The sequence below is a fragment of the Sulfurimonas gotlandica GD1 genome (assembly GCF_000242915.1).
GTDB lineage: Bacteria > Campylobacterota > Campylobacteria > Campylobacterales > Sulfurimonadaceae > Sulfurimonas > Sulfurimonas gotlandica.
The window spans coordinates 1,648,822-1,661,379 of the sequence record NZ_AFRZ01000001.1; the positions used below are offsets into that span (position 1 = coordinate 1,648,822).

The following is a 12,558-nucleotide window of genomic DNA, read 5'->3' on the forward strand; positions in this document are numbered from 1 at the left end:
TGTTTTTACAACTCTAAACAGTCACTTATAGAGTATAAACCTGGTTCTTTATCTGCTAACCAAGCTCCAGCTCTGATAGCACCTTTAGAAAATGTACTTCTTGAAGTTGCAGTGTGGTTAAGTTCTATAAATTCACCATCATTGTAAAAACCTACAGTATGACGACCAACTATATCTCCACCGCGAATAGCCATTACAGCTATTTCATCTTCTGTTCTCTCACCAATATTGCCATCTCTACCGCTTACACGAACTTTATCTAAATCAAGACCGCGACCTGCAGCCGCTGATTCAGCTAGAGTAAGTGCTGTTCCGCTTGGTGCATCTTTTTTATGTTTATGGTGCATCTCAACTATTTCAATGTCAAAACCATCGAGTGCGGATGATGCTTGATAAACAAGCTTATTTAAAAGTGCTACACCCAAAGACATATTTGTAGCATATAGTACAGGCATGTTTTCACTAGCCTGCTTTAAAAGGTTTAGTTGGTGTGCGCTAAGTCCAGTTGTTCCTATAACTAGAGGTTTTGGAGTTTTAATAGCCGCTTCTAAAAGAGCTTCACAAGCCTCTGGAAGTGAAAAGTCTATTACTATGTCACAGGCATTTAAAAACGATTTTATATCTGTACTTACTAAAACAGAAGGGTCAATAGAGAAGTTAAGTTCAGTTCTTACAAAAACCGAACTTAAGCTGATATTTTCACTCTCTTTTAAATCATCTATGATTAATTGTCCAACTCTACCATTCGCACCAAATACACCAACTCTTACCATATTATTATATTTCCTAACTTTTCTTTTAATTTAATTTTTCATCTACATATGAGATAGCTTGTAGTGCTGCAACAGCACCATCTCCAGCTGCACTTACAACTTGTTTTGGAGCAGCGATTCTCATATCACCTGTAGCATATAAACCTTCTACTGAAGTCTTCATGCTAATATCTACAATAACCTCACCTGCAGAGTTCATGTCACATAAAAAGCTTCCATCCTCTTGGATAAGAGCTTGATTGTTTACATCATTTCCAACAAATGTAAAAACACCAGGAACTTTTATATCACGAAGCTCACCATTGTTGTTTTTTACTCGGATGCCAGTAACACCCATATTGTCCCCATAAACTTCATCGGGAACTGAATTTAAAACAAGTTCAATATTCTCAGCTTTTTTTATTCTCTCTATAGTGTTTGGAGCTGAACGAAATGTATCTCTTCTATGAACAAGATAAACTTTAGAACATATTTTAGCTAAATAAAGTGCTTCTTCCAAAGCTGTGTCTCCGCCACCGATAACTGCAACCTCTTTTCCTTTATAGAAAAAGCCATCACAAGTAGCACAAGTGCTTACACCACGACCGAAAAGTTCATCTTCTCCAGCAAAGCCAGCACGACGTGGAGATGAGCCAGTACCGATTATTACACTGTGTGCTTCACTAATAGTTCCATCACCTTTGTGAATTTTAAAAATATCACCATCTTTACTAACACGAAGAACTTCTACCATCTCATGTTTTAAACCAAATCTTTGACACTGCTCTGGCCACGGCATCATAAGATCCATACCACTTATTTCACCAGTAACACCAGGGTAATTTTCTATTTCAGAACTTGAAGTAATTTGACCACCAGGCATACCTTTTTCAAACATTGTAACATTTTCTAAACCACCACGAGTTGTATAAAGTCCAGCAGTAAGACCAGCAGGACCACCACCAATAATTGCACAATCTAATATCATTTATTTATTCCTTATAGAGCTTCTATATGCGAAGCTAATTCTTTTAAATTATCTAATTTCCGTATCATACTATCTTGTTTATAAAGAGACTCTTTTGATTTCTTTATAAAAAAAATAGATGGGGATTCATAGATATTAAAGCGTTGAATAAAGCTAAGAGAATTCTTTGTACCACTCCTTAGGAATGTCGTGCCAGAGCTGTTTTCAATGACCTCATTGTAGTAGTCAATAGCTAGGATTGGAAGCTTAAGTTTTGTTTCAGATAAGAGCTTCATGGTATTGTTTTCTTTAGAACTGTAGAAGACTACAACATACTTATCTGCAGTTGGAGAAAAGACATTACTTTTTTCATAAAAGACCCACTCTTTGAAGTCAATAAATTTGTATTCTGAGAATTTATAGTTGAAGTAAGCAAAGGCACCGGCTATCATAGCGGCGCCAAAGAAAGAAGCTAAAAGAGTAGAGACAGAAAAGAGGCTTTTGCCTCCCCTTTTTGCCACTACTTAGCTCCTTTTAAGATTACGCTAAAAGAGCGTCGATTTTTTCAGCTAGAGCTTGTTTTGATTGTGCTCCAACAACTTGATCTACCATTTCTCCATTTTTGAAGAACATGATTGTAGGGATAGAACGGATACCAAATTTAACAGCAATATCTTGCTCTTCATCAGTATTTACTTTACAGATTTTAGCTTTTCCATCATAGTCTTCAGCTAACTCTTCGATCACAGGAGCGATCATACGACATGGTCCACACCATGGCGCCCAAAAGTCTACAAGAGATACACCTTCACTTAAAGTTGCTTCAAAATCTGCACCAGTTAATTCTATATATTTACCCATTACAATTTCCTTTTAAATTATTAATATGGAAGTATTATACAGAGCTAATCTTTAAAATCGCTTTATAAATTTTTTTCGAACATTTTATATATAGATGTAAAGAATAGGATTGCCCCAATACTCAGTAATAAAGCCCCTGCATAAAATATTGTATATGTGTTGATTAAGATGCCAAGAGCCGACACTCCAAGACCTATTGATGAAAAGATAAATTGCAAATCTGTTAGCTTTTTTGGTATGAGTTCATGTAGCATCGGCACCTCTTGTTCTTCAATAAGCGGTGAGTAAATCTGAAACCAAATCAAGAATGGAATTATCTTATAGAAGTTTCCAATGATTAAAAAACCAAAAAAACCAACAAGCATAATCCACATACTCAGCTTTAGGCTTAAGGCGTCATTTGTAAATATGTAAGAGACTAGCAATATAAAAGAGATAATAAAAGAGCTAAATCCGACATACATAGATCTTGCCCATATATCATGAACTGCCTTTTTTCTTGACTTAGTCATTTTAAAGAGTTGATAAAAGTAGAGTAAAATAGCTGATATAGTAAGAGCGTACGCTAAGTACTCCATATATATAGTTAAAAAGAATGGCGATAGAAGCATTGTAACTACTGCTACACTTAGTGTATAGAAACTGCTTGAGAACTCATTATCACTTATGCGTTTAGAAGAGCCAAACATAGGAACTAAGACAATTGATATCCCCATTATCAAAAGTATGACAAAACCAACAACCAGTCCAAATGTATGAGTCTTTAAAATTGAGTGAGGATCTATATCTACGTATCCGTTAAAACCAGAAGCCATGATTAGACCGCTAATGATTCCAAGAAGTAAGAATATACTACTCATCTTCATAGCATTTGTAATGCTTGTCTTTCTTCTTGCATTTTTAAGAGTTAAAAAGAACTCAATAGCGTAGATGCTCATAGCGATAAGAACTAAAACTCCTCCATAAGTTAGCAGCTTCATATCTATATAAAAACCTGCGATCATTATAATGAGACCGATTGTTAGAAAAATCCAAATGTACTTAAAAACATTTACATTGTAGTGTTTAGTCTCAACAACAACAGGACCTAGTTGAGCCATGGCTGAAAATATAGCCATCATAACAAAGCCTAGCATATAGATGTGAACCCAAGCAATAATGGAAAAGTTATCAAGTGTGTCTAGTGGATTTATGAAAAACAGCCAGATCATGCTCAGTAGGTAGAAAAATCCAGATAGTATAAAATATGGTTTCATTATTTTTATAGATGGAGAAAAATCAGGTGATACATTCATTTACATTTCTTAATTATATTTTTGTACAATTCTAACAAATTTTTAAAGGTTTTATTATGAAATTAACAATTAGTGATGGACAAATCGGTGTGAGACCACCAGTAACTAAACCACATCCTGGATTTTTACATGAAGTTGGTGAAGAGAGATTTAAAAAATTAGTTTTTGACCACTATGATTTAATCAAAGATAGTGACATAGCATTCCTATTTCCTGTTCATGATGAAGAAGATTTTGATGATGCAAAGCAGCACGCTTTTGATTTTCTTATTCAGATTTCCGGAGGGCCTAGATACTTTGAGCAAAGTCGCGGTGAACCGAGAATGGTTGGAAGACACGCACCGTTTCGCATAGATGAAGAGAGTCGTAAATCTTGGTTGGCTCTTTATGCACCACTTTTAGAAGCCCTTGTTGAAGAAGGCATAACAGAAGAATATATTCAAAGTTTTTGGGATTATCTAAATATTTTCTCAATGTGGCTTATAAACACTAAAAGCTAAGAGATTACTTCATAAATAGTAGTCTCTTCTTTTTTCCCTTTTACTCTAAGAACATCTAACTTTTTTATGTTGTAACTATCTTTGAGCAAATCTTTTGTCTGCTGAGTTATGAGAAGCTTGCACCCATACTCTTTTGTAAGAGATTCAACTCTTGAAGCTACGTTAACGGTGTCACCGATAAGTGTATAGTCACTTCTACCGCTACTTCCCATCTCTCCGACAATAGCTTCACCACTGTTTATCCCGATACCGATTTTAAGCTCAATATTAAACTCTTTTTTAAGCTCAATATTCAAGGTGTCCAATCTTTCGAGTTGTCTTAGTGCTGATTTTAAAGCCATATCTGCATGATTCTTTAGTGGCAATGGTGCATTGAAGTAAGCCATGATTGCATCTCCGATGAACTTATCTACAGTTCCGTTAAACTCCGTAATAGATTCAACCATTGGTGACATATATCTGTTTAAAATACCTATGAGCTTTATTGGATCTTTTATATCTTCACTAAGAGATGTAAAGTCACGTATATCACTAAAGAGAACAGTTACTTCTTTTTTTTCTACCTTCAAGATGCCTTCATCATGTTTTAGAATTTCCTTGGCAACACTGTTTGAGACTTTTGAACTGAGTTTGTTAAATATTTTTTTACGTTGAATATTCTCAAAGTAGTAAGAGAGAAGGGCGAAAAATCCTGTTGTAAAAAAGAGAGTGATAAGTGGTGCACTAAAACCTATTATGATCTGTTTTGTAAAGATGAGGTAGTAGTTTGTAAAGATTAGAATTCCCAAAGATGCTAAGAAGACTACTAAACTAAAACTAGCAGGCAAAAAATATAAAACTAGTCCAACAACGATGCTAGAGAAAAATATAAGTAAGATGCCATAAGTATAACTATCAATAGGTGTGTAGAAAAAGTCGCCATTTAAAATATTATCAATAGTTGTAGCATGAACTTCGACTCCGGGTATTGCAGGGTCGTATATTGTTGTAACCATGTCATTTAGTCCAATGTCACTTGTACCTATTAAGATAAACTTTCCATTTACGTCTCTTGGATCAAAGTTATTTGTTAAAACATCATAAAAAGATAGGTACTTATAGCTAAATCCAGCTCCTCGAAAATTTAGTTTTATCTCAGTATGTCTGTTTGTTGGAAGATTTAAATCTCCTAATTTTATTCCTTCTACACCCAAGTCAGAGTTGATAACTTCGATACTTTTTTGCGATGAAGCAATACGAACCATCTCTAAAACTAGAGATGGATATAGTTTATCATTTAGATTTATAAGAAGAGGGGCACTATCAACTACTCCACTTGTAATATTAGTAAGATTAAAGTAGCCACTGGAATATGCTGAGTTTTTTAGTGGAGGGATGTTGTCAACTACACCCATTGCATGGTTGAAACTCTCTAGATTTTTTGAACCTTGAACAATTATATTTGCCAGATGCTTTGGTGGCAATTGTTCATTTTGCTTTGACATGTCAAAAAAATAGCCAAGAATAGTAGGAGTTTTTTCTAGTGTGGATGCCAAGAGTAAGTCATTGTTAGTAAAATTTCCTTCTATATCTAAATGTTTAGCCATCGCATGAGGACTCAGCCTGTCTGGGTTTGAGAAAACAATATCAAACCCAATAATACCAGCACCGGAGTTAGTTAAGTTTGTGATTGAATCTGAGATGAGGTTTCTTGGAAATGGCCATTGGCCTAGCTTTTCTATACTCTTAGCATCTATATCTACGATGGTGATATGCTTAGAAGCTTCTTCTGGCTTTTTAGATTTTAAAAAAAAAGATGTAATCTTATCGTCTGTTGTTTTATAGATAGACTCGAAGTTAATATATGAAAACTCCATAACAACGAATATAAGGAGAATCAGTATAGGTAAAATGTGATTTTTTTGCATAATTTTATGTTATACTTTTTTTCATGTGAATATACTGAAAAAGGAATATTATGAATAAGTATCTAATTTTTTTAAGTTTGGTTGGTGTGCTGAGTGCTGGAGAGATAGTTAGTAGTGGTGAAGTTCTTGTCAATGGAAAAGTATTGAGTAAAACAACAAAGATAAAACATGGCGATACAATAGAGACAAAAGCCAACTCTAGTATAAGATTTAACGTAGCAAATGATGCTTTCTCTGCAAAGGAGAAGTCAAAATTTAAACTAGAAAAATTGGGTAATAAAAAAATTCTCAATGTACTAAATGGTGGAGTTATGGCTGTCTTTGGTAAAGGCAATCATGGTGTAGCTACTCCAAATATGACTGCCGGAATTCGTGGAACTGGAACATATACACTTGTAAGAGATGCTAAAACATATTTTTGTACATGTTATGGTCATACTGAAGTTGGCGCGCATGGAGAGACAAAAGATTTAAAAGCTACTCATCACAAGATGATATGGGTTACAAACGATAAGATAAAAGCTGCTAAAACTATGGAGAATCATAGTGATGATGAGCTAAGAGTATTAGAAGCTATGGTCGGAAGAGTCGTACCTTTTCATAAAAAGTAGATGACTAAAAACTAATCATCTCTCTTTTTCTTTTTCTAAAAAAGGCACACTCTGTATAACCTGCGTCACGTGCCAGTTTTACAATCTCATCATTAAAAAGTGATACTTGCTCTGGCTTGTGAGCATCTGAGCTAAATGTGATGGGAATTTCTAACTCAAATGCTCTCTTTAAAAGTGAAGCAGAAGGGTAGGCCTCACCAACAGGTTTTCTATAACCTGCAACATTTAATTCTATAACCATATCAGCTTTTTTAATGGCTAAAAGAGCATTTTTAGCAAGTTCATTTATATCTTTTCTTGGCATAAATTTAAACACTTTTATAAGGTCAAGATGCCCTACAATATCAAAGTGACCACTTATTGCCATCTCTTCTATCGCATTAAAGTATTTTTGCCAAATCACATCAATGTCTTCATGCTGATAGTGACCTATAAACTCAGGGTTGTCAAAGCCCCACTCATCTATGAAGTGAACAGAGCCTATAAGATAGTCAACATCGGCGTTTAGAACCCTTTCATCCATATGATCTTTTAGATAATCTACCTCATAAGCTAGTAGTATTTCAATCTTGTCTTTATATTTTTCTTTCACTTCAAGTACCGCTTTCTCATACTCTGGCATTTGAGCAAAACTCATACGATATTTAGGGTCGAAATCCATGGGTGCGTGGTCTGAAAAACCAAAACATTTTGTACCGGATTCTATTGCTTTTTCAACATACTCAAATATTTCTCCCTCAGCATGATTACAAAGTGAAGTATGGTTGTGTAAATCGACTATCATAAATGTACCTCTAAAATAAATCTTATAGTTTTTTATGCTATTATAGTGACAATAAATAAATTTGGCTAGGGAATTAAAATGACTCAAGAAGAACTAGATGCTATGATGAATGGGGAAATCGACGATATTGATGGGCTTGAAGATGAAATAGGTTTGGATGAGGAAGTAGCTTCTGCAGAGCCTGCTGCTTCAAATGACTCTTCAAATACTGGTCTTCCTGCTGGTTACAGTGATGAGACTTCACATCACTGGCCTCTTCCTGCTACAGATGAAAACAAGATGGTACATCAGCTTGATGATGTAACAAAAGAAAGTGAAGAAAAAGCTACTGAAATTTTTGATATTATTGAAATTATTAGTAATGATTTGATGGAGAAAGAGGAAAATGCCGCTAATGTTGCAGAAGTTATAGCTTCTAACATTGAGCTATTTACTACATTAAGTTCAAAGTTTCCTGATGTTGAAGCTTTTAAGACTCAACTGGAAAAAAATGAAGCTGCATTAAATGATATTAATGAAACTATAGAGATGCTTCAAAACAGCGGAGACTCTATTATGAGCGTTATGGATATTATGCAGTATCAAGATATTCATCGTCAAAAAATAGAACGTGTTATAAATGTTATGCGTGCACTTTCAAAATATATGAACACGCTTTTTGAAGGCAAAGTAGATGATGACAAAAGAGTTTCATCTGCAACACATATTGCTGGTGATACACACAATGATTTAGCTTCAACAGATGATATTGAAGCACTATTAGAACAGTTTGGAAGTTAATGAGTAAAATAGAACTTCTATCTCCGGCGGGAACGCTTGAGAAATTAAAAATTGCACTTGATTTTGGAGCAGACGCTGTTTATGGTGGAGTAAGCCACTTCTCACTTCGTATTCGCTCTGGTAAAGAGTTTAGTATGGAAGAGTTTAAAGAGGGCATAGATTACGCTCATGCTCGTGGGAAAAAAGTATATGCAACTATAAACGGGTTTCCATTTAATTCTCAACTCTCTCTATTAAAAAAACATATTTTAGCGATGGCAGAACTTGGTCCGGATGCTTTCATTGTTGCTACTCCTGGTGTTTTAAAATTGGCTCATGAGTTGGCTCCACAAATCCCATTGCATCTATCAACCCAAGCAAATGTTATGAACGTCTTAGATGCAAAAGTTTTTTACGACATGGGTGCTGTCAGAATAATTACAGCGCGTGAGATTTCGCTCAAAGATCTTGTCGCTATAAAAACTGAACTTCCAGATTTGGAACTTGAGGTTTTTGTACATGGCTCTATGTGTTTCGCATATAGTGGAAGATGCCTTATATCTACACTTCAAAGTGGTCGTGTGCCAAATCGCGGATCTTGTGCAAATGACTGTAGATTTCCTTATGAGATGTATGCAGCAAATCCTGAGACTGGAACACTCTTTAAGCTTGAAGAAGATGAAGGTGTTGGAACTTACATAATGAACTCTAAAGATTTAAACCTTGCATCTCATATACAAGAGATTTTAGATAGCGGAGTTGTAGATTCTATTAAAATCGAAGGTCGTACTAAAACATCTTACTATGCCGCTACAACAGCTAAGGCTTACAGAATGGCTTTAGATGATTACGCTAATGGTACAGTAGATGTTGACAGGTACCAGTATGAACTGCAATCACTGCAAAATCGCGGCTATACAGATGCTTATCTTATTTCAAGACCTTTTGAAAAGCACGATACTCAAAGTCTAGACTTTACAATGCAACTTGGTACCCATCAGGTTTGTGGTCAAGTAAATGAAGCGGGAACACATTTTTTATGTAAGTATAAAACTCTGCCAAATGATGAAATGGAAGTAGTATTTCCTTTAGGCTCAAAAGTTGAAATAGTTGATAATGAAATAGGAAGCACTTATGAAAAAGATGGAAGATTTTATCTAAAACTAAAACAGCTAAAAGCTCAAAATGGAAAAATTTGGGAAGAAGTTCATAGCGGAAATATAAACCCTATAACCCTACCGACAAGCTTCCCCTCATATACTTTTTTTAGAGTTGGGGCACATCCAGATATGGGAACATATCCAAAGAAATAAAAAAAAGTGTATAATTCCAAAAAAATATTTGAGGGAAAAACAACATGAAATTTGTATCAATAGTAATGGGTTCAAAAAGTGATTATGAAGTAATGAAGTCTTGTTCTGACACACTAGAGTCTTTTGGTGTTAACTATGAGATGATTATCTCTTCAGCTCACCGTTCACCAGAGAGAACAGCAACTTATATTCAAGTAGCTGAAAAAAAAGGTGCTCAAGTATTTATCGCTGCTGCCGGTATGGCTGCACACTTGGCTGGTGTTTTGTCTTCTAAAACTGTTAAGCCTATCATAGGTGTACCAATGTCAGGATCTGCTTTAAGCGGAATAGACGCACTGCTTTCTACTGTTCAGATGCCAGCTGGAATGCCAGTTGCTACTGTAGCTATAGGAAAAGCTGGAGCTATTAACTCTGCTTACTTAGCAATGCAGATTTTAGCACTTGATAATGAAGAATTATCTATCAAACTAAAAGAAGATAGAATTGCCAAAGCTAAAAAAGTTGAAATGGATTCTTTAGAGATAGAGACAATTATCAGCATATAAATTTTTCCTACATAAGGGGTTAAAATGAAGTGGATGAGTGATGAAGAGTATATGGAACTTACAGGTTTAGATTTGAATGCGATCGATGATTTATGTGATCGCGGAAAACTGACTGTAAAAGTAGAAGACGGAGTCAGAATGATTGACCCGTCTAAAGGCTCACATGAAGTGGTTCCAGCTCAACTAAGAGAGCTCTCTGCTCGTAACACTCATGAGATGCTAGTTCAGCCAGAATTTGTTGAAAAAACAATAGGCACTATCATCAACCTTCATGAAAAAGTCCTAGATGCTAAAGATGAGACTATTGTTTCTATTAAGAATGAAAATGAGTTTTTAAGAGAGGCATTAGCATCTCTGCAAGAACTTTACGATGAAGACAGAATAACTATTCACACACTTCAAGAACAACTAAAGCTTTCTCAACAAGAAGTTGAGTTTATGAGAAGAAAATATAAACTTATGTGGAACAAAGCAATCGAAGAACATACTAATTAATGACAATTGATGAAGCTTGTGTTGCTTGTATAATAAACCAAAGTGTTAAAGTCGCAGATGCTATTGGTGCATCTGAATCTATTAAAGAAAAAATGACTTCTACAGTTAGAGATATGAGCTCTAACTTCTCTTACGATGACAACCCTCCTGAAATCGCTTCTTATGTTTATGAAAAAATGGCTGAGATAGCAAATAAAACTGATTTATATGATGAAGTAAAAGAGCTCTCAACTAAAAAAGCACTCTCATTTGTACCTCTTGTAAAAGAAGAAATTTCTTCATCTACAAATAAACTTTTAACAGCTACAAAAACTGCAGTTGCAGGAAATGTTATAGACCTTGCAGCGGCAGTAGAGTTTGACTTAGAAGAGGAGTTGTCAAAAGTTTTTCACACAGATTTCGCATATAATGATTTTGATAAGTTTCAAGAGAAACTCTCAGATGCTAAGAGTGTTTTAGTTATAGGTGATAATGTAGGTGAGCATATTTTTGACTACCTTTTTATAGAGACTCTCCAAGAGTTATATCCAGAGGCTAAGTACTCATATATGGTTAGAGGAAACCCAATCATAAACGATGTAACTATGAAAGAGGCAAAAGATGCTGGCTTTGATAAGCTTTGTTCTTTAGTAGATAGTGGTGTAAATACTCCTGGGTTTACATATAACCGTGCAAATGATGAGTCAAAAAAGCTTTTTGATAGTGTTGATCTGGTTATATCTAAAGGCATGGGAAACTACGAGTGTATGAGCTCGTCTCACAGAAAAAATATATGTTTTCTTCTCAAAGTAAAATGTAATGTTGTAGCAAACTCTTTGGGTAAAGAGGTAGGCGATATAGTTTGTAAAATGGTATAATGCCAAAAAATTTAATATAGGTACTTTTTTATGATTACTTTTAGCGAGATGTTACTAAAACTTCAAGAATTTTGGATGAAACAAGGGTGTAATATAGTTCAGCCTTACGATATTCCAGCAGGTGCAGGAACATTTCACCCAGCTACTTTTTTACGTTCACTAGATTCACAACCTTGGTCAGTTGCTTATGTAGCACCTTCACGTCGTCCAACAGATGGAAGATATGGAGAAAACCCTAATAGACTTGGAAGCTACTATCAGTTTCAAGCTCTTATCAAACCATCTCCGGATAACATCCAAGAGCTTTACCTAAAATCATTAGAGTACCTTGGTCTTGATGTATCTCAACATGACATTCGTTTCGTAGAAGATAACTGGGAATCTCCAACACTTGGTGCTTGGGGTCTTGGTTGGGAAGTTTGGTTGAACGGCATGGAAGTAACTCAGTTCACATACTTTCAGCAAGTTGGAGGGATTGAGTGTAATCCTGTAGCTGTTGAGATTACTTACGGAACAGAGAGACTGGCAATGTACCTTCAGGGTGTTGATAATATTTTTGACATAGTTTGGGGAGAGAATGAGCATGGAAAAACTTACTATCGTGATGTTCATAAAGAGAGTGAGATTCAGTTCTCAAAGTATAACTTTGAAGTAGCGGATACTGATATGTTATTTGCTGATTTTACAGCAAAAAGTGATGAGTGCGTAAGAGCACTTGACGCTGGGCTTCCTCTTCCTGCCTATGACTTATGTATGATGGCTGCAAATACATTTAATGTACTTGATGCTAGAAAAGCTATTTCTCAGACAGAGAGACAAAACTATATTCTTAAAATTCGTGAACTCTCACGTGGTTGTGCAGAACTTTATAAAGCTCAAGAAGCTGATAGAATAGAGAGAGTAAAGGCTTAA

General features: G+C 35.3%; 15 protein-coding genes. 8 read left to right on the forward strand and 7 right to left on the reverse strand.

Features of this window, described 5'->3' with window-relative positions; genetic code table 11:
• Positions 1-5: 5 nt before the first annotated feature.
• The 5 genes from dapB to SMGD1_RS08195 all read right to left on the reverse strand — a co-directional run bounded on the left by dapB (position 6) and on the right by SMGD1_RS08195 (position 3,875).
• Positions 6-773 (reverse strand): 4-hydroxy-tetrahydrodipicolinate reductase, encoded by a 768-nt coding sequence (dapB, locus tag SMGD1_RS08175; protein WP_008335896.1) that lies wholly within the window; start codon positions 771-773, stop codon positions 6-8.
• Between the two features lie 25 nt (positions 774-798).
• Positions 799-1,737, reverse strand: coding sequence for a thioredoxin-disulfide reductase (trxB, locus tag SMGD1_RS08180; RefSeq protein ID WP_039919984.1), 939 nt, complete (start codon positions 1,735-1,737; stop codon positions 799-801).
• Between the two features lie 14 nt (positions 1,738-1,751).
• Positions 1,752-2,240: a hypothetical protein gene (locus SMGD1_RS08185; protein WP_008336135.1), complete on the reverse strand. Its 489-nt coding sequence runs from the start codon at positions 2,238-2,240 to the stop codon at positions 1,752-1,754.
• Between the two features lie 19 nt (positions 2,241-2,259).
• Positions 2,260-2,580: a thioredoxin gene (gene trxA / locus SMGD1_RS08190; RefSeq protein ID WP_008336027.1), complete on the reverse strand. Its 321-nt coding sequence runs from the start codon at positions 2,578-2,580 to the stop codon at positions 2,260-2,262.
• 62 nt (positions 2,581-2,642) lie between these two features.
• Positions 2,643-3,875 (reverse strand): hypothetical protein, encoded by a 1,233-nt coding sequence (locus tag SMGD1_RS08195; protein WP_008335587.1) that lies wholly within the window; start codon positions 3,873-3,875, stop codon positions 2,643-2,645.
• 56 nt (positions 3,876-3,931) lie between these two features.
• Here SMGD1_RS08195 and SMGD1_RS08200 point away from each other — a divergent pair, with 56 nt between their 5' ends.
• Entirely contained in the window at positions 3,932-4,375 is a 444-nt protein-coding gene (locus tag SMGD1_RS08200; RefSeq protein WP_008336954.1) for a globin domain-containing protein, read from the forward strand.
• On the opposite strand, the gene SMGD1_RS08205 is transcribed toward SMGD1_RS08200, so the two are convergent.
• Positions 4,372-6,282, reverse strand: a complete 1,911-nt coding sequence (locus tag SMGD1_RS08205; RefSeq protein ID WP_241761461.1) for a CHASE2 domain-containing protein — start codon at positions 6,280-6,282, stop codon at positions 4,372-4,374. The genes SMGD1_RS08200 and SMGD1_RS08205 overlap by 4 nt on opposite strands.
• A 50-nt stretch (positions 6,283-6,332) precedes the next feature.
• Between SMGD1_RS08205 and SMGD1_RS08210 the strand changes: the two genes are divergently transcribed.
• On the forward strand, positions 6,333-6,893 hold the full coding sequence (locus SMGD1_RS08210; RefSeq protein ID WP_008335719.1) for a FecR family protein: 561 nt from the start codon (positions 6,333-6,335) through the stop codon (positions 6,891-6,893).
• A gap of 4 nt (positions 6,894-6,897) precedes the next feature.
• Here SMGD1_RS08210 and SMGD1_RS08215 read toward each other — a convergent pair whose 3' ends face one another.
• Positions 6,898-7,677, reverse strand: coding sequence for a histidinol-phosphatase HisJ family protein (locus SMGD1_RS08215; RefSeq protein WP_008335568.1), 780 nt, complete (start codon positions 7,675-7,677; stop codon positions 6,898-6,900).
• Between the two features lie 78 nt (positions 7,678-7,755).
• On the opposite strand from SMGD1_RS08215, the gene SMGD1_RS08220 reads away from it, so the two are divergent.
• Genes SMGD1_RS08220 through glyQ form a run of 6 tightly spaced genes read left to right on the forward strand, consistent with a single transcriptional unit; the run spans position 7,756 to position 12,558 of the window.
• Complete coding sequence (locus SMGD1_RS08220) at positions 7,756-8,457, forward strand: hypothetical protein (RefSeq protein ID WP_008335747.1); 702 nt, start codon at positions 7,756-7,758, stop codon at positions 8,455-8,457.
• Entirely contained in the window at positions 8,457-9,749 is a 1,293-nt protein-coding gene (locus SMGD1_RS08225; RefSeq protein WP_008335507.1) for a peptidase U32 family protein, read from the forward strand. The genes SMGD1_RS08220 and SMGD1_RS08225 overlap by 1 nt, the downstream gene beginning before the upstream one ends.
• Positions 9,750-9,793: 44 nt before the next feature.
• Positions 9,794-10,294 carry a 5-(carboxyamino)imidazole ribonucleotide mutase gene (purE, locus tag SMGD1_RS08230; protein ID WP_008334957.1) on the forward strand — a complete coding sequence of 167 codons (501 nt, stop codon included), beginning with the start codon at positions 9,794-9,796 and terminating at the stop codon, positions 10,292-10,294.
• A 24-nt stretch (positions 10,295-10,318) separates the two neighbouring features.
• Positions 10,319-10,789, forward strand: coding sequence for a DUF3972 domain-containing protein (locus SMGD1_RS08235; protein ID WP_008334971.1), 471 nt, complete (start codon positions 10,319-10,321; stop codon positions 10,787-10,789).
• Positions 10,789-11,646 (forward strand): damage-control phosphatase ARMT1 family protein, encoded by an 858-nt coding sequence (locus SMGD1_RS08240; protein ID WP_008335969.1) that lies wholly within the window; start codon positions 10,789-10,791, stop codon positions 11,644-11,646. Before SMGD1_RS08235 ends, SMGD1_RS08240 begins: the two co-directional genes overlap by 1 nt.
• Positions 11,647-11,676: 30 nt before the next feature.
• A complete protein-coding gene (gene glyQ, locus SMGD1_RS08245) occupies positions 11,677-12,558 on the forward strand; it encodes a glycine--tRNA ligase subunit alpha (protein ID WP_008336202.1) in 882 nt (293 codons plus the stop codon).